At 64.1% G+C, this 18,484-nt stretch carries 11 protein-coding genes; 9 read left to right on the top strand and 2 right to left on the bottom strand.

Translation table 11 applies throughout. The annotated features are described in order from the left end of the window. The first annotated feature begins 224 nt into the window (after positions 1 to 224). Positions 225 to 2,762, top strand: coding sequence for a DEAD/DEAH box helicase (locus HG800_RS05780; protein WP_315851977.1), 2,538 nt, complete (start codon positions 225 to 227; stop codon positions 2,760 to 2,762). Here the strand turns inward: HG800_RS05780 and HG800_RS05775 are convergent. Next, positions 2,753 to 3,748: a DUF1559 domain-containing protein gene (locus HG800_RS05775; RefSeq protein ID WP_169974730.1), complete on the bottom strand. Its 996-nt coding sequence runs from the start codon at positions 3,746 to 3,748 to the stop codon at positions 2,753 to 2,755. The two genes, HG800_RS05780 and HG800_RS05775, sit on opposite strands and share 10 nt — an antisense overlap. Before the next feature lie 261 nt (positions 3,749 to 4,009). Between HG800_RS05775 and HG800_RS05770 the strand changes: the two genes are divergently transcribed. Next, a complete protein-coding gene (locus HG800_RS05770; protein ID WP_169974728.1) occupies positions 4,010 to 4,717 on the top strand; it encodes an RNA polymerase sigma factor in 708 nt (235 codons plus the stop codon). Further along, positions 4,714 to 8,688, top strand: coding sequence for a protein kinase domain-containing protein (locus HG800_RS05765; RefSeq protein WP_169974726.1), 3,975 nt, complete (start codon positions 4,714 to 4,716; stop codon positions 8,686 to 8,688). Before HG800_RS05770 ends, HG800_RS05765 begins: the two co-directional genes overlap by 4 nt. Positions 8,689 to 8,751: 63 nt before the next feature. Here the strand turns inward: HG800_RS05765 and HG800_RS05760 are convergent, their stop codons facing one another. Next, positions 8,752 to 9,465: a metal-dependent hydrolase gene (locus tag HG800_RS05760; protein ID WP_169974724.1), complete on the bottom strand. Its 714-nt coding sequence runs from the start codon at positions 9,463 to 9,465 to the stop codon at positions 8,752 to 8,754. Between the two features lie 629 nt (positions 9,466 to 10,094). On the opposite strand from HG800_RS05760, the gene HG800_RS05755 reads away from it, so the two are divergent. From HG800_RS05755 to HG800_RS05730, 6 genes are all read left to right on the top strand, one after another. Beyond that, positions 10,095 to 11,429 (top strand): outer membrane beta-barrel protein, encoded by a 1,335-nt coding sequence (locus HG800_RS05755; protein WP_169974722.1) that lies wholly within the window; start codon positions 10,095 to 10,097, stop codon positions 11,427 to 11,429. 430 nt (positions 11,430 to 11,859) lie between these two features. Continuing rightward, the gene (locus HG800_RS05750; RefSeq protein WP_169974720.1) at positions 11,860 to 13,584 is read left to right on the top strand and encodes a hypothetical protein; all 1,725 of its coding nucleotides are present in this window, start codon (positions 11,860 to 11,862) and stop codon (positions 13,582 to 13,584) included. Between the two features lie 61 nt (positions 13,585 to 13,645). Continuing rightward, positions 13,646 to 14,512 (top strand): S1 family peptidase, encoded by an 867-nt coding sequence (locus HG800_RS05745; RefSeq protein ID WP_169974718.1) that lies wholly within the window; start codon positions 13,646 to 13,648, stop codon positions 14,510 to 14,512. A 108-nt stretch (positions 14,513 to 14,620) separates the two neighbouring features. Continuing rightward, positions 14,621 to 15,358: a Bax inhibitor-1/YccA family protein gene (locus HG800_RS05740; protein WP_169974716.1), complete on the top strand. Its 738-nt coding sequence runs from the start codon at positions 14,621 to 14,623 to the stop codon at positions 15,356 to 15,358. A gap of 249 nt (positions 15,359 to 15,607) precedes the next feature. Beyond that, complete coding sequence (locus HG800_RS05735; protein WP_169974714.1) at positions 15,608 to 16,261, top strand: LemA family protein; 654 nt, start codon at positions 15,608 to 15,610, stop codon at positions 16,259 to 16,261. Positions 16,262 to 16,375: 114 nt separating this feature from the next. Next, positions 16,376 to 18,304 carry a M48 family metallopeptidase gene (locus HG800_RS05730; protein WP_169974711.1) on the top strand — a complete coding sequence of 643 codons (1,929 nt, stop codon included), beginning with the start codon at positions 16,376 to 16,378 and terminating at the stop codon, positions 18,302 to 18,304. The last annotated feature ends 180 nt before the right edge of the window (positions 18,305 to 18,484 follow it).

Genomic DNA, 18,484 nt, shown 5'->3' with positions numbered 1-18,484 from the left:
CCTGGGCGAGGGCCTGGCACCGTAAGGGAAACGCTCGCTCGACGATCGTTTGAATTCTGATTAAAATGGACACCCGTACCGCTTGTGTTGCCAGACACCTCAAAGGCCCAGAGGGATCGCGCCTGGCGTCGATCCTTCGGACGGACGACGCCCGGATGGCCCGCACCCCTCGCCCCTCCTCCGCTCGATCACGTCGAACGTTCTCAACAGCATCGATCGACAGCGTGATCTGTTCCACCGCCGTTCGTCGCTGGTTTGCCCGAACCTTCCCGGGAGGGCCGACTCCGGCCCAATCGCTGGCCTGGCCAGTGATCAACGCCGCGGAAAACGTGCTGCTTGTCTCTCCCACCGGCACGGGCAAGACGTTGGCGGCCTTCCTGGCGATCCTCGACCGGCTTTACCAGCAGTACGAAGCCGGAACCCTTGAGCCGGGCTTACGATGTGTCTATCTCTCTCCCTTGCGGAGCCTCGGTTATGACATTGAGCGGAACCTGCTGGAACCACTCGACGCCATTCGCCAGGATCTCGGCCTCGACACCAGCCCGGTGACGATCGGCGTCCGAACGGGCGACACGTCCAGCCACTTCCGCCGGAAGCTCCGGGAGCAACCGCCGCACCTCTTGATCACGACCCCGGAAAGCCTTTCACTGGTGCTCAGCCAGAAAACCTGGGGGCGGCTCTGGCGATCGGTTGAGCACCTGATCGTCGATGAGGTTCATTCGCTCGTCCCAACCAAGCGAGGGGCCGACCTGACCGTTTCGCTCGAACGCCTCGCGGCCCAGGCCGATCGTGACCCGGGCCGGATCGGCCTGTCTGCCACCTGCAGGCCACCCGACCCGGTCGCCCGATTTCTGGTCGGGTCGACCCGATCGTGTCGGGTGATCGAGGCTCCCCGCCCTGATGGGAAGGCCGGCCCGATCATCGAGGTCGAATCACTGCTGAACCGCGACGAAGGGCCGCACCGTGGCCTGACCTATCGACGACTCCTCCGGCGGCTGCGAGACGAAACGGAATCGAACCGCACGACGATCGTCTTCGCCAACACACGGGCCTTCACCGAGCGGATCACCCACGACCTGAAGGCGGACCTCGGGGCCGAGACCGTCGCGGCGCACCACTCGGCCCTCGACGCCAACCGCCGCCGGACGGTCGAGGCAGCCCTGAAGGCCGGAGAACTCCGGGCGGTCGTGACCAGCACCAGCCTGGAACTGGGGGTCGATATCGGCTCGGCCGATCTTGCCGTCCTGGTCGGCCTGCCGGGGAGCGCCTCACGATGCCTCCAGCGCGTCGGCCGGGCCGGGCACCGGGTTGGAGCACAAACAAAGGGCCTGATGCTCGCCGCCACCGCCGCCGAGTTGGCCGGGGCCGCCGTAACAGCCCGGGCAGCCCGCGAGGGGCGCGTCGAGCCGCTCAGGATGGTCGAATCGCCGCTCGACGTGCTCTGCCAGCAGCTCATCGGCATGGCCTGCGTCGGCGAGTGCTCGGCCGACGAGGTGTTCGCCCTCGTTCGCAAGGCCGGGCCGATGGAGCATCTCAACCGGGCTGACTTCGACGCTTGCCTTCTCTTCCTCGCCGGAGAACTCGCCGCCCCCGCCGGGGCCTGGGAGCCCGAGCCGGGAGCGACCCCCAAGTGGACCTCCCCCCGCTTCTGGAAGAAAGGGGGCCTGTTCGGGGTCCGTAACGCAAAGATTATCCGCTGGTTCCGGGCGAACGTGGGGACGATCACCTCGGAGGAATCGGTCAAGGTACTCGTCGATGACGAGCCGATCGGAACGCTCGAAGGAAACTATGCCGAGCGGCTCCAGCGCGGCGATCGGTTCGTTCTTGACGGTCGAGCTCTGGAGTTTGTCCGGCTCGACGGCCTGACCGTGCATGCCCGATTCTCGGGCGGGGAACCGGATCTCCCCCGTTGGACAAGCGACCGACAGGGACTCTCGGCCGAGCTGGCCGCGGATTTGGCTTCGTTTCGTTATCGAGGCGCAACCCTCCTTGACGAAGGGACTTCGGCCTTTCGGGCCTGGCTCGTCGAGGAGTACCGACTCGAACCGGAGGCGATCGGTCTGCTCGAAGACCTGTTCGCGGCGCAGGAGCAACTGAGCGAAGTCCCCCGGCCCGGTTCGGTGCTCGTGGAGGAGTCGCCGCACGAGGAAGGCATCTGCTACACGGTCCACGCCCCCCTCGGCCGATCGGCCTGCGAGGCTGCGGCTCGGGCCTTCGCGGCGCGGCTCGGCCGACGGTTCGGGCGTGACCTCGGGCTGGTCGTCGCCGACCTCGGCTGGCAGGTCCGCCTGCCGATCGAGGCGTCCCTGAAATCGGCCGATTTGCCCCCCCTGCTCGACCCCGAAGGCTTCGCCGAGGACGTGCTCGCCGGGATCGACCGGGGCGATCTCGCCGCCCGCCGCTTCCGGCATGTCGCCTCGACCGCCTTGATGGTCCTCCGCCGTCCCGAAGGGGGCCGGACGAAGGTCGGGGGCCTGCTCTGGGTCAGCCAGCGTCTCTACCCCCTCGTCCAGGCTGCTTGCCCCGATCACCCGCTCCTGAAAGAGACCCATCGCGAGGTCTTGCACGACCTGCTCGACACCGAGACAGCCCTCGACTGGCTTCAATCCCGACCGGTCGTCCGCTTCCGATCACTCGACGGCCCCTCTCCCTTCACCGCCTGCTGGATTGACTCGGCCGGGCCGGAGCCGCTGCGGTTCGAGTCGCCCGAGGAGGCACTCCGGAGGTTCCACGAGCGGCTCTTCTCGGGCGATCAGAGCTGATCGGCGCTGATGACCTCGCCTCCCTTTCGGGTCGAGAGGGCTCGCCAGGTTTCGGGGGAGATGGAATCTTTGATGAACCGGACGGAGCCGTCACCGAGCAGGAGGTTGACACCGCCGGGGTGGTTGCTGCTGGCCTCGCTCCAGCCGACAGAGTGGCGGTTACAGCTCGGCTCGCGGGGGTTGGGCGGGTACCAGTGAGAATAGGTGGTGGCGTTGGCGTCACCGTCGGCCCAGTTGCCTCGCTTGTTGGGGTGGACGTTGACGGCGGCCCGGCACGCGGCATCGGTCAGGGTGTTGACGTGGCGGATGTAGCGGCGAAGATCCTCGGCCATGTTCGCCACGGGGATGTTATACGGTCCTCCAGGGCCGATGAGGCTCTCAGACATCACCGCCGTGTTGCTCGAACCATCGCGAATGTCGGCGAGCTTGGTTGAGGAATTGATATAGAAGGTACCGTCGATCTGACGGTAGCCGTTGGCGGGAACGTCGAGGCCCGATCCGGCCGTGGCGACGTAGTTCGTTCCGTAAATCGGCGGGGTCGGCCGGTCGATGCCGTCGCTCGGGCAGTGGAAGATTCCCACCCGGGTCGAGAGAGCTGTTAGGTTCGCAGGGAAGGTCGCGTAATTCTGATTCGGCCCGCCGATGATCGGGAAGTCGAAGTTGATCGCGTCGTGGACGGCGGATTGCTCAAGGTAAGGTGTCAGGTGCGCAAGCACCCCCCACTTGGCGTGGCCGCCGGGCACGGTCGGATCACCCGGCCAGGGGGCATCGTACACGGTGTAGCCGATCGGGAAGCTACCGACCGCACCATGATAACTGTGCAAAGCGATCCCGAGCTGCTTCAGGTTGTTGACGCATTGCGCCCGACGCGCCGCCTCGCGGGCCGCCTGCACCGCGGGTAGGAGCAAGGCGATCAGCACACCAATGATGGCAATGACCACCAGCAACTCAATCAGCGTAAAGCCGCGTCGCGATTGCATCAGCATCTGTCGGACTCCGGACCTGGTTCGGGCGGATTGGGCCTGATCCTTGAAGGCCGTTCGAACGTACCTTGTGTCGCCGGACGGCCTGATAGGAAGAATTTCGAAAGAGTATTACGCGCCCGGAACACCCGATGCAAAGAGATTTCGGGAATCTGCCTCGCGTTCGTCTGATCGCTTGCCAAAGGGGGGAGCAGCGGGTTAGGCTTGGGGGCACCACGGTGAGAATGGAGTCGGCCCCGGGGAGAAGGATCGGAGGACCCGAGAATGGCGAGTGACGGTCCGGCCCTAAGGTCAGACGACAGCCAGGAGTTGCGCCGATTCCTCGATCGCATCCGTGCCGGGGACGACGACGCTGCCCGCGAACTGCTTGGGCGGTACGAGGCCGAGGTCCGTTTGGTCGTCCGCCGCCAACTGCCGAGGCTGTTGCGCTCGCGGTTCGACTCACTCGACTTCATGCAGAGCGTTTGGGGGAGCTTTTTCCGCCGGATGCGAGGCAACGACGGCCCGGCCGATTTCGAAGATTCCCGCCACCTTGTCGCCTTTCTGGCCAAGGCTGCGAAGAACAAGGTAATCGACGAGTACCGTCGCGCAGGCAGTCAAAAGCAGGACATGCACCGGGAGGAGCCGCTCTGGGTCGACGGTGAACGGCCGAGGGACCTTCCGGGACGGGACGACTCTCCCAGCGAGGTCGCCGAGGCTCGGGAGGCCCTGTCTCGGCTTCGCGACCTGATGCCGCAGGATCGGCAAGAGATTATTGAGTTAAAGGCCCAGGGGCTTTCCAGCCGCGACGTGGGTGATCGACTCGGGATTAGCGAACGGACGGTGCAACGGGTCATCGAGGACCTCAAGCGTCGCCTTGACCTGGAGCGCGAATCGGAATCCTCCCGAGCCGAACACGAGCACGAGCGAGACCCCTCGACGCCCCGGCCGGGCCCCACGGACGGACCCTTGACACGCCCACGACACGAATGATCGAGCCCACCCGACCGTCGGACCTGGCCACCTCTTCCGGCCGGACCTGGGACGATGCCTCATCGCCCGCCGCCGCCCGGCTCGCTCAACGCTTTGAAGACGATTGGAGACGGTCTCCACCGGAGGCCCGACCCGATCCGGTCTCGTATCTGCCGGCCGATCCTGCCGAGCGTCCCGGCGCCTGGCTCGCACTGCTTCGGGCCGATCTGGGACTGCGATGGGACGAGGGAGAGGCCGTCAGCGTCGAGCACTACCGCTCCCGCTACCCGGATCTCGATGAACAGACCCTCGTCGCCCTCCTGTACGAGGAGTTCTGCCTGCTCGAAGAAACCGGATCGAGCCCCGATCCGGCCGACTACGAGCGTCGGTTTCCGGAACTGGCCTCAGCCTTGCGTCGCGTCTTCGACATCCACGCCCTGATCGGCGGCTCGGCCTCGCCGATGGTCAGCTCAACGCGGTCGAACTTCAATCCCTCGCAAAGTCCTCGGTCCACAGAAGCCGCAGACGCCGATTCGGTCGCGTTTCCCGAGGCCGGCGAAACGATCGGAGGCTTCCGCCTGGCCGAGGAGCTGGGCCGCGGGTCGTTCGCCCGCGTCTACCTGGCTCACGAGCGGTTGCTGGCGGATCGGCCGGTCGCCTTGAAGGTTGCTACCACCGGCTCAAGAGAGCCACAAACCTTGGCCCGGTTGCAGCATACTCATATCGTTCCGGTCCACAGCTACCGGGTCGATCCGGTGACAGGGTTGCACCTGCTCTGCATGCCCTTCTTCGGCCGAACGACCCTGGCCGACGTGCTAAACGATCCAGCCACCCTCTCGGCGCGATCCGGAATCGACCTGCTCGCGGTGCTCGACCGGATTGAGCCGCCCGAGGACGATCGGCCACGCACCTCGACTGCCGCCCGAAAAGCGCTGGCTGGCCGATCCTTCTCCGGAGCAATTGCCTGGTGGGGCGCCCGACTCGCCGAAGCACTTCAGCACGCTCACGACCGCGGGGTCTTGCACCGCGACGTGAAGCCGACGAACGTGCTGGTCACCGGCGACGGCTTGCCCATGCTCCTCGACTTCAACCTGGCCATGAGCCCGGTGCTCGACGAAGCGGAGGACGACTCGGCAAAGCTCGGCGGGACACTGGCCTACATGGCCCCGGAGCATATCGAAGGTCTGGCCGAGGGGATTGATGCGGGAGTCGATGCTCGGGCCGACGTCTTCGCGCTCGGGGTCGTGCTATTCGAGGCTATTGCCGGCACACGACCGTTTCCGGTCGTCCGCAAGGCGAGATCGGTTCCCGAAGCGTTCTGGAAGACCGCCGAACACCGGCGTGCCGGCCCTCCTCCGCTTCGTCGCGGAGGCCGCTCGGTTTCCCCAGCGCTTGAGGCGGTCATCCGCCGAAGCCTTGAGCCCGATCCGAATCGTCGCTATCAATCCGCCGCGGAGCTAGCCGCCGACCTGCAGGCGATTGCCAACGATGGTCCGTTGCGGCACGCCTCGGAGCCAATCCCCAGCCGATCGCTTCGGTGGTTACGCCGCAACCGGCTCCGGTTTTTGCTCGCGTCACCGGCGGTCATTGCCGGTTCGATCTTGATGGCCACCATCCACGATGCCCGGGTCCGCCGGGTTGCCGCGCAGGGAGAGGTCAGGCGGATCATCGAGCAGGCCGAGATGTCACAACAAGCTGGCAAACTCGACGCTGCGATCCAGGGATACGGTTTCGCCATGCAGGCCGCCGCCAAGCATCCCTCGCTGGCGAAGATCTGGTGGGAGGCCCAGGAAAAACGCCTCTGGGCCATCCACATCGATAAACTCGAACAGCACACGGTCGAGTTTTTCGAGGAGGCCGAGTGGCTTCGCTATCGCCTCTTTGGCTTTGTCGAGCCGGAGCGGCCACCGGGCGAGGCGCTACGGAGCCTCCTGACGCCGTTCGGGGTCTTCTCGGACTTGGATTGGGCCGCGAACGACGACTTCGACCGCCTGCAGCCGGAGCGCCGTCGCCGGTTACTCGAAGCCGTGCCCCAACTGCTGTTCCTTCGAGCGGTTCACCTCTGGCTGACCGAGCCGGCGGGAGCAACCACTGCCGAGGAAATTGCTGACCTGCGAGATCGCGCCGTCCGGGCGATGCCGACCAACGATCCGCGACGGGCCGCCTGGGACGCCCTTTGCCGAGAACTGGCAATCCTCAGGCCACCCATTGAACCCGCCTCCGACACCCCCCTGTCAGCGATCGAGCTTGCTCGACAATCGGCCGAAGCAGCATTTCTTCTGGGGATTGCCTCTGCAGCACGCTACCAGGGAACCAGAGCGCCGGCTGATGCCTCTCGGGCGATCACCTGGCTGGAAGCCGCCGTCAGGGGACGGCCCGATTCGTACTGGCCCCGCTTCTATCTGGCCACCTTCGCCCTGGAATCGGGTCGCATCAACGACGCGCTTCGTCACGCCGACGCGGCGGTTGCCCTGAATCCGTCGACTCCCTGGGCTCTCTTCAATCGCGCCCTGGCGGCGAGAGCCTCGGGAAACACCGCGGCGGCGCTGGGAGATCTTCGAGCCGCCACGGCGCGGATTCCGTCGGGCGACCGCGACCGGTTGCGCGACCGGATCGAGCTCAACGTCGGCCTGGTCTTGCTTCAGCGTGGTGATCGCGCCGGAGCCCGAGCTGCCTTCGAGTCACTCGTGGGCAATGCCCCGGTCGGGCTGTCTCTGGGCCGTCTGGGAACCGGATTGCTTCTCGCCTCGGGGACCTCCGGCATGGCCAGCGGCCTGGGATCGGCCGGCACGCAGTCCGCCCTCGGGGCGCTTGCGACCGCCTCGGGCACTCGCTTCGAACGGGCCGCCCGACTGGACCTGGCACGGCTCGACGCCGAGGAGGGGCGACCGGAGTTGGCCCTCTTGACCTACAGCGACCTACTGGTCGACGAACCCACCCAGCGCGAAGCCCGTCTGGGCCGAGCGTTGCTCTTGCTGGCCTTGGGACAGCACCAAAGCGCTCTGGCGGACGCGGAAATCCTGGTGGCCCAGACCCGAGCATCTCAGAGTCGGGCGATCGGAGACTCGTCTTGGCCCGATCGTCATCCCCTGGCCGAGTTGCTCGAATTTCGAGGCCGATGCCTCCTGGCAACCGGTCAACCGGCCGCTGCGCTGACGGATTTCGCCGAGAGCATGGCGCTCGCCCCAACTCCCGCGCGGTCCCGTCTTCACCTGCGTGCCTTGCTCGCCACCCGTCCAGGCGTTTCGCTTCGGCTTGATGACCCGGCTGTCCTCGATCTCCTGCCCGGCGAGGGCCTGGTCGACGATCTGCTCGACGCGGTCGATGCGCTTGCCTCGCCACCGGCGTCGGCCGAGGCGTCTCCTGTGCCTCGGATGCTCACTCGGGCCACCGTGCTCGCGGCTTTAGGAGACGCCGAGGAGGCCGAGGCTGTCGCCTCCGAGGCCGCGCTGATCGCCCCGGATGCGTCGATGCCGAGACTGGTCAGAGCTCGGATTCGGCACCGCTCGGGGGACCTGGCGGGCGCGCTTGCCGATCTCGACACGGCCCTGTCACTCCGCCCCAACGATCTCGCGTCATTGATCCTGAGGGGGCAAGTGCTTTACGAATCAGGTCTCCCGCTCGATGCGTTGAACGACCTGAACCGGGCCTCAGTCCTGGGCCGGGACGACGCGAGCTTGCATCGCTCCCGGGCACTGGCGCTTGCTGCAATCGGCCACCTCGATGCCGCAATCGCCGATCTGACCGAAGCCCTCGCACGAGACCCCCACGATCCGATTCTCTCGCTGCTTCGCGCTCAAATGCACCTACGAGCCGGTCAGATCTCCGCTGCCCGATCCGACCTGGACCATGCCCTTGCATGGTCGACCGACCGTCCCGAACTCCGGGCGCTGATTCGCCTGATCCGTCGACTGGGACCGTGGGCCGAATCGACGCCGATCGAAGCCGCTCCGTCTTCGGCCGAACTCGCAATCGCGACTCCGTCACGTTAATGGCGGTCTCAGAGGGGCCCGGTCCAATCGACTGACGAGGTAGATCGAGCGATGCTGTTGGGCTTAATCCCACAAGTACTCCGAATGGGTCTCAAACGCCTCCAGACCTCGGATCTCGGGCTTCGGAAACCCTCCCGAAAAGGGGTCGGCGGGCCAGAGACTCATAACCCACCATCCAACCAATGCCAGGATCACGTAGGTGACAATCGTCGCGCTGACCGACTTCGAGGTGAACTTCAGGGCCGTACCAAACGCCTTGTTGACCCGTCTTCCGACCAGATCGACGCTGCACCATTCATCCAGGAGAAGATGCGAGAGAAACCCGAGGATCACCGCCCCGGCCATCACCACGCGCAACAGATGCGACTCCGAAGGATAGCCAATGTACGTCACCGCTCCCCAGATCAAGGCGGCCGGAATGCTATGCGACATACCCCGATGCACCGTCAGCCGCGCGAGCGTCCGCCGCAATCCATGACGCACCATCACATACGTCACGATGGCCGCCCACAGGTGCAGCTCGAAGGGTAAGACGAATTGCAGGTTGTCAATATCTTGCCAGACTGCCACGGCGGCCAGGACACCCAGCAACCCGCTGAAGCCGCGCAACTGAATCGAGCTATCCGAGTCGAGGTCAGGCAATAACCCGCCAATCGTTGCCAGCAAGGCGGCCACCGATCCATACATCCAGTGGACGCCCATCACCACCGCGCCTCCCCAGGCATACAGCATCCCGAGGAAGCTGGCGAATCCGACGTGCTGGCGAAAATTCCCCATCGCCTCGCCCCTCTCTTCCTTGATCCTGCCGACGCCTGATTCGCCCGGCGAACCGTATCTTACCGCCATGCTGCCAGCCGTCGAGACGAGAACCGTTCCTGGATCACGTCCCTTCATTGCCTCTGACGATCCGCATTCCGCCGATCACAACAGTAGACATCATGTCCGAGCGTGCTGATCGGGCCGCTTTTGCTGAAGTTGCCGCCTGGGGAGCGTCGATGCAGCACTTCAAGAGGAATGGAGGGCGATTGGCCAAGTCACGTTCAAGCTCAACGATGGGGTGCTCCCCGAGTGAGCTACGGGGTGGAGCGCGATCCGCGGCCTGGATTCGAATTCACAACGAGTTCAGAACGATCGGGCAGTGGTGCTCCTGGCTTGTGGTTTTCCTCGGACTTTCGACGGAGGTCGTGCGCGCACAGCAGACACAAGTCCCGGACCCATCTGACTCGCGCTCGTTGATCTCGCTGTCTGAACACCTTGGAACACCATCGAGAAATCAGGCTCCGCAGCCACCGATCACTCGGCCAGTACGTCGGGGACTCGAACCGATCGACCGGCCACTCATCGGAAGTTCCTCCTTACCACCGTTACCTGGGTCGTTCGCATCGGCACCGAATGATGCACGCCTGTTGCGAACGCAGGATGAGGGAGACCAGTCTGAGGGTGACGGGGAGCGTGAAGGGTCAGGCCTTCTCGGCACGATGCTCAACCAGCTCACGGAATTGCCGACGATCGACCAGGTGCTACCGAGAGCCGAAACGGTCGAGGCTCCTGGCCCGCCGTTTCTCCAGGATCTCCTTGGACTGGACGAGATGTCGATCTCCTTCCGAGGCTGGTTCCAAAACAGTTTTTCCGGAAACCCGGCAAACCCGCCCGATCGCATCAATTTCGGCGAGTTCCCGAATTACCAGGCCAATCAATGGCAAGGGAATCAATATTACCTGATCGTGGAGAAGCCGATTCGCTCGCAAGGGCGGACTGATCTTGGCTTCCGGGTCGATAGTTTTCTCGGCAACGACTGGATCTTCTCGAAGTCCTACGGCTTCGCCGACGAGGCTTTTGACGTTGGCCAGTTTTCCGGGATCGACATCCCTCAGTTCTTCGCTGAGCTTCACCTCCCGGTGTTCACCGAGGGGGGGCTCGACATTCGAGGAGGCCGCTGGTACAGCCCAGCCGGGTTCGAGGGGGTTCAGGCGATCGATCGTCCGCTCTTTTCGGTCACCAACCTGATGACCTTCACACCGTTCACGTTTTTCGGTGTGCTTGGCATCCAGCACCTGAATGAGCGAACCGATCTCTACCTCGGAACCGTCAATGGCTGGGATCGCTTTCTCAACGCCAATTATGTCTGGAACACCATCGCCGGAGTGACCCGCGATTCGGCCGATGGACGGACGCGATTCTCCGGCTTCATGGTGGTTGGCCCCAACCAGTTGCCCTTCTTCCCGTCGGCCAATTCCACCTTCTTACCGGTCGGCGTGCGGACGTCTTCCGAGGTCGCCGGGCTCACCAATTTCGGTTACTCCCGAAGCAACCGGTTCTACGCCTCTTTTGTTCTCACGCGGGAGTGGACCGATCGGCTGACCCAGGCGATGGAAGTGGCCTGGGTCGTGGATGAAAACACCCCCTTGATGCGAGGCCCCGGCTCTCGGCAGACCGGCGCCCGGAACACCCGCGAGAATACCGAGTGGTACGGTTTCGCCAACTGGTTCCTTTACGAAATCAACCCAAAGTTCACTGCCGTCTGGCGGTCCGAGATTTTCCGGGATGACGACGGGGTCATCTTCGGCAGCAGCTCGGACACGTACTACGAGATGACCCTCGGCCTGAACTACAAGCCTCGCCGATGGTTCTGGATTCGGCCCGAGGTCCGTTTTGACTGGTCGCAGACCGGTACGCCCTACGACGATGGACGCTCGGGAAGTCAGATCACCCTCAACGTCGACGCAATCCTCCTCTACTGATCAGGCGGCTCCTTCAAACCAGGGATCGATCGACTTGAAGAAAAATCCCCGGTGAGGCCTCACTCCTGTGGTATTGTATCGGTATCGCTAGACCGGGCCCACGATGCCCGGTATCGGTGAGTCCGAGCCGACGAGTGGACCTTGCCGCATGATTCGATGAGCGGCTACGCCCCGACTTCCGATCGATCACCCTGGGGATGACCCTCCTGGGCGATCGTCTCTGGTTGCTCACCCTTGACTGGGCGTTCGTCCCGACTACGGTTCAGGAAGAACGGCCCGCCCCCCGATTCAGGACGGCACCACCTTGATCCCAGGACTCCCGGGGGTCGGGCCGCTCACCGAACCGTAAGACTCACGGACTGACTGACACCTCTCGCGACGCAACAGGAGTCGGACAAAGGACGTCCGGGCAGGGAGCCTTGAACTTTCCATGATGCCGATGCCTCTCGGACGAGCCCCCTCGACTCCGCCCTGGCCTCTATTTCGTTCGGTCTGGCTGTTCTGCCTCGCGGTCTTTCCGGCGGTGTCCGCGATCTGGTTGGTACCGGGTTTCGTCACCCAGGACGGCCCGGCACATATCTACAATGCCCACATCCTGCGAGAATCGGTGCGACTTGGGGAGGAGTCTCCCTTTGCCTCGGCCTTCGAGGCACGATGGCGCCCTCTACCGAATCTCGGCGGCCACCTAACGCTGATGGGGATGCTTACGGTCGTCTCCCCTCGCGATGCCGATCGGGCCATGACCACGATCACCTTCGCAGCATTCGCCCTGGCAATCGTGTGGCTTCGAGTCCGAGTGGCCGGCCGTGTGGGCCTGGGTCCGGCAGTGCTGCTCTCGGTCGTGCTCGCGATCAACATGCCCTGGCTCATGGGGTTTGCGAACTTCCTCGTTGGCGCAACCTTGGCCCTCATCACCTGGGGCATCTGGTGGGGCTGGCGAGATCGACTGATCCTCAGCCGGATCGCGGCGATCGGAGGACTCCTGGTCCTTGGCTACCTCGGGCACCTCGTGAGCCTGGGGATCACCGCCGGCGGCCTCGTCGTCCTGGCCGGGATGGCTCCTGGAACCTCTCGGGAGCGAGAGACTCGCATGGGCCGGACCCTGGCGAGTTGTGTTCCGCTCATCCCCCTGGCATTGCTCTACAAATCGCTTGCGACCGAAGGCGGAGCCTTTGAGCCAACCTGGGAGCAAACCGGCCCATTCTGGTCGCCGGTCGTGTGGGTCAAGCGGCTTTCCTGGGTCGATCCCATCACCCTCGGCCGCCGCGATTTCGTCCCCCTCTGGCCGGAGCTGCAAGGCCGATGGTGCGTGCTGCTCGCGCCGAGCTTTTGGCTTGGCCTCGGACTGGCCATCCTGATCGGAAACCATTTCAATCAATGGCGTTCCGGCGAAACAGCCACCCTGATGAATGACCGAAGGCCCTGGGCAGTGCTTGCGGCTCTGCTGCTGCTGGGGGGCATGATCGGTCCTGACGGCTTCGGCGACGACCACGGCTATTTTCTCAGCCAGCGCGTCGTGTTGCTCGGCCTGGCCTGTCTCGTCCCGGCCCTCGATCTGGACCTCCGTTCCATCGCCGTCCGTCTGGCAACGGTTCTGATCACCGTGGCCCTGGTGTCGCAGTCGGCATTCGTCTGGGATTACGCAATCGAGGCCGACCGCCGGGTCAGCCCAATCATGAAGGCAGCTCCCGAGATCGGACCGGGAGCACGGGTCGGCACCCTCCTGATCGACATCCGGGGCCGTTACCGATCAAACCCGGTCCTGCATGCCGACTGCCTGCTCGGCCTCGGTTCCGACAACATCCTTTGGAGCAACTACGAAACGCGTCACTACTACTTCCCCGTCCAGGTTCGATCGGAGATCGACGCCCCGCCTTCAAACCTCTTCGAGGAAGTGGCCATTCTGGACGATGCCGGTGACCTCGACAGACGGGCCTTGCTCTGGCGCGACTTGCTGCAGACGTACGGGTCCGCGATCGACGTGGTCCTTGCCTGGGGCTCCGACCCGATGCTCGAAGCCATCACCGCCGACTGGGCCGGCCAGGGGCCAGACTTCCGGTCGGGCATGGTCCAGATCTTCCGACGGTCGAAGGCAACCGCGCGTCGCGACAGAACCTCACTCATAGAGAAAGCATCCCGGAATCGTTCGCCCTGAGCCACGCTTTGGCCTAGAATACATCGGCCGATCCCCCCCGAATGCTGCGCCGGAGGAGAGAATGGGCATCGTCGAGACGCGACGCGGATTCCTGGTGACGCTGGTCGCTTCGGTTCTGTCCGGATTGCTCATGGTGGCGGTTCCGGGATCGGCGGCCGCTCAGGCAGGCACCCGTCGGATCGCAGCCCAGACGATCACCCCGGCGGATCTCCCCGGTCCTCTCGATGATGTGATTTTCCGTCCCACCGTCATGGTGCGGAAGGGGAACTCACGCGGCAGCGGCACAATCATCGCCTCAGCCAAGGGGCGATCCTTGATTCTGACTGCCGCTCACGTCATCGACGGCCCTGGTCAGGCGGCGATCGAGCTGCACCGCTTCAATCTCGGCATCGAGGGGCGCAAGCTGGGCGGCTCGTGGCCGAAGGTCATCCCGGCCACAATTGTCGCGGCCGACCTGGACGCAGACGTGGCGGTCTTACTCGTCGAAGGGCTGGCCAGACTCCCTCATGTGGCCCGCCTCGATGCCTCGCTGGCCGATCCCTTGCCGGAAGGCTTCCCCGTGACCTCCGTCGGCATCGACCAGGCCAGCGACCTGAATAGCTGGGACTCGAAGATCCGAGGAACCGCCCTGCTCTCTCGGAATCTGGCCGACGAGGGCGGTTCGGCGTTCACCTCCCCGTCTCAAGATCAGGGTCGAGCCCCTCCTCGCGACCCTCGACTGTTCGTGATCACCGAGCACCCCCCGATCCAGGGGCGATCCGGTGGCGGACTCTACTCCAGCGACGGCCGATTGCTCGGCGTCTGCGTCGGCCGGATCGAGGTCAAAAGTACCCGGGGAGAGGAGCGAGCAATCGGCCTGTTCGCCTCGGGCCAGAGCATCCAGCGCGTACTGGAGCAGCTCGATCAGTCCAATTCTCGCCCGAATTGAATTGCCCTGACGCCGTCAAACGACCACAATACCGCTGAGCGAACTGACCCGGTGATCGGCCTCGGTTCGCCCCTTTATTTTCCTCAAATGACTCGGAGGCTCGCCAAGGTGGAGACGTCCAATCCCGTCTTCTCGGAAACGGTTTTTGGTGACTGGGCCCGCGAGGAGACTCGCGTCAACGCGATGACCGTGCAGGGCACGGCATCGAAGTGCTTCCTGCTGCTGGCCATATTGACGGCCGTTGCCGCCTACGTCTGGGGGCTCGGGCAATCGGGCACCGACATCACGCCCTGGCTCTTCGGCGGGGTGATCGCCGGCTTGGTCCTGGCGTTGATCACCGTCTTCGTCATGAAATGGGCCGCCTTCACTGCCCCGCTCTACGCCGCGGCGCAGGGTGCGTTCCTCGGTGGCGTGTCCTGGTATTTCAACTCCATGTATCCGGGCATCGCCTTCAACGCGATGGCCCTGACCCTGGCCGTCCTGCTGGTGATGCTCGCGCTCTACACCTCGCGCATTATCCCGGTGACGGACAAGCTCCGCATGGGGATTGTCGCTGCGACCGGGGCCGTCTTCCTGGTCTATCTGGTCAGCTTCGTGCTGAGCTTCTTCGGCGTGGCGGTGCCGATGATCCACGGTTCCGGCATGATCGGCATCGGCTTCAGCCTGGTCGTCGTGGGGATCGCCGCGTTCAACCTCCTGCTCGACTTCGACTTCATCGAACAAGGGGCCCGGTCCGGCGCCCCCAAGACGATGGAGTGGTACGGAGCATTCGGCCTGCTCGTCACCCTGGTCTGGCTTTACATCAGCATCCTCCGATTGCTGGCCAAGCTCCAGGGCCGCGAGTGAGCGATCGCGGCCCGATCGCCATTCTCCCCCCCGCCTTCGATTCGAGTCTTCAACGCCCGCTCCCGCTTCGACAGTGGGGGCGGGCGTTGTTCGTGAGAGACGTGGCAACTGGCTGAAAGCTCCCGTCGGATCCCTGTCAAGAAAATAGACTTGCGGACGAACACCGGTTAGTCTCGTGACATCCCCCGTCCCGACTCCGGGACGATCCGTCACCAATCCACGTCTCCTACTCCGGAGGATCGCTCGCCCATGAGTCTGCTTCTCGCCCAGGAGGCCGGTGGCCTCGGAAGCACGGCCATCATCCTGATCGTCATCGGGGTGATCGTCGCCATCCTTGTGTTCCTGGCCATCGGCACCTACAACAAGCTGGTGCAGCTACGAAACCGATACAAGAATGCCTATAGCCAGATCGACGTCCAGCTCAAGCGCAGGTACGACCTGATCCCGAACCTCGTCGAGACGGTCAAGGGATACATGACCCATGAACGCGAGACGCTCGAAGCCGTGATCCAGGCCCGCAACGCCGCTGTCTCGGCCAGTAATCAGGTGGCCGCCAACCCCGGCGATCCCGATTCGATGAAGCGACTGAGTGCGGCCGAGGCCGAACTCGGCTCCGCCTCTGCCGGCACCGGTGTGCTGGGCCGCCTGTTCGCGCTGTCGGAAGCCTATCCCGACCTGAAGGCGAACACGAATATGCTCGCGCTCCAGGAAGAGCTGACCAGCACCGAGAACAAGGTCGCCTTCTCCCGGCAAGCGTATAATGATGCCGTGATGAGTTACAACACCGCCCGAGAGGTCTTCCCGGCCGTCATTTTCGCCGGCATGTTCGGCTTCGGGCCTGCTCAGTTCTTCGAGATCGAATCGCCGAAAGAACGCGAAGCCCCTCGCGTCTCCTTCTCCTGATCCCGATCCTCGGGTGTCATGTCCCCCACAAGACGGGCATGACACCCGAGCGACACAAGAACCCGACGCTCCACTCATCCCTTCTTCCTCGGATCGCAGCCGACCGGACCGCCCATGGATTTCTTTGAACATCAAGAAACCGCCCGGCGCAAGACCGGGTTGCTGGTCATCTACTTCCTCCTGGCCGTCGTCGCCATCATCGGGGCGATCTACCTGGTCCTCGCGTTTTTCTTCCTCGGTACGTCCGAGGATCGGGTCGGAGTGGCGGCCACCGGGCCGGCGCTCTGGGATCCGGGGCTCTTCGGGCTGGTCGCGCTGGGCACGACGGCCCTGGTCGGTGGGGGAAGCCTGTTCAAGATTGCCTCGCTCTCCGGCGGTGGCCACACGGTGGCCGAGCTGCTCGGCGGACGACTGATCCACCCTGACACACGAAATCCCGACGAGCGTCGCGTCCTGAATGTCGTCGAGGAAATGGCGATTGCCTCGGGCATGCCTGTCCCGCCGGTCTACCTCATGGATCAGGAACCGGCCATTAACGCCTTCGCCGCCGGTTACACCCCGAACGACGCCGTGATCGGTGTGACCCGAGGATGCATTCAGACCCTCTCGCGAGACGAGCTTCAAGGCGTGATGGCACACGAATTCAGCCATATTCTCAATGGAGACATGCGCCTGAATATCCGGCTCATGGGGGTCCTCTTCGGCATCCTCCTGATCGGCATCACCGGCTGGATCATCTTCCGCTCGACCATGTACTCGAACCTGCGGGCCCGGAGCGACAGCAAGGGGGGGAACCCCCTCCCCCTGATCGGACTGGCGCTTTATGTCATCGGATATGTTGGTGTGTTCTTTGGACGACTGATCCAGTCGGCCGTCTCTCGGCAGCGGGAATACCTGGCCGATGCCTCGGCGGTGCAATTCACCCGGAATCCTGAGGGAATCGCCGGAGCCTTGAAGAAGATCGGGGCCATTTCGTCGGGCTCTCGGTTGCAAAACCCTGAGGCAGGAGAAGCGGCTCACATGTTCTTTGGCGAGGGGATCGGCGGCGCCTGGCTCAGCCTGATGGCCACACACCCTCCCCTGGCCGACCGCATCCGACGCATCGACCCGAACTTCGATGGCGATTTCTCCAAGGTCTCGCTCGCTCCTCCGAGCCACGCCCGGATTGACCGCGAGAAAACCCAACAACCTCGCAAGGCCGAGACCGGCCGAATGAAGTTCGACCCGGTCGAGGCCATCACCAAGATCGGCACGATCGACCCCCAGCGCCTTGCGTATGCCGCCGCCTTGCTGGAGTCGTTGCCTGAGCCGATCACTCGCCTGACGCATGACCCCTACAGTGCAAGGGTCCTCGTTTATGGTCTCCTGATCGACCGTGATCCGAAGCACCTCGACAGTCAGTTGCATGCCCTGGCCGGATCGGCCGGATCGAAGATCGCCGAGCAAACGCGTTCGGTTTTGCCCGAGGTCCAGGGTGTCGAGCTGACGGCCCGCCTCCCCCTGGTCGAGCTGGCCTTGCCGGCCCTCCGGCAACTGTCGCCCGATCAGTACCGTGCCTTTCAGCGCGACGTGCGAGCCTTGATCGAGGCCGATCGTCGTGTCAGTCTCTACGAGTTCGCCCTGCTCCGGCTCTTGATGCGACACCTCGGTCCTCAGTTCGGCAGCAAGGTCTCGCCGATCGTTCGGTACAGGTCGGCCGCGAGCATCAGCGATCCAACCGGAACGCTTCTGACCGCCATCGCCCGCGTCGGTCAGCCCGAAGCCAGCGCCGAAGCACGCCGAGCCTTCGAAAGCGGCGTTCAGGCGCTCGGCTGGGACTCGGTCCGGGTCGAACCCGCCTCTGAATCCGGCCTCGAAGCGGTGAGCAAGGCGCTCGATCTGTTGCTCGAAGCCAGTGCCCCATTGAAGCGTGATGTACTTCGCGCCTGCGCCTCGGCCGTCGGCTCCGACGGTCAGATCACCGTTGAGGAAGGAGAGCTTCTCCGCGCCATCTCCGATTCGCTCGACAGTCCGATGCCGCCAATCCTGGCTGAGGCGTTCTGAAGGGGCTGACGATTGGAGAGGGTACATCATTCGTCACCGTGTCGCGAAACACCAGCAAGGATGTGACGAACTCGTTTCGACGAATCAGATCCTCAATCGCCGTTGAACAAACGGGAGAACCGTCTTTAAGGTGGATCGAATGACCAGAACTTCGATCCACCTTTTTTTGCTCGGATGTTC

Source organism: Tautonia rosea (genome assembly GCF_012958305.1).
GTDB classification, from domain to species: domain Bacteria; phylum Planctomycetota; class Planctomycetia; order Isosphaerales; family Isosphaeraceae; genus Tautonia; species Tautonia rosea.
The sequence above is the reverse complement of the archived record's forward strand: the minus strand, read 5'-3'. Positions and strand labels throughout refer to the sequence as shown.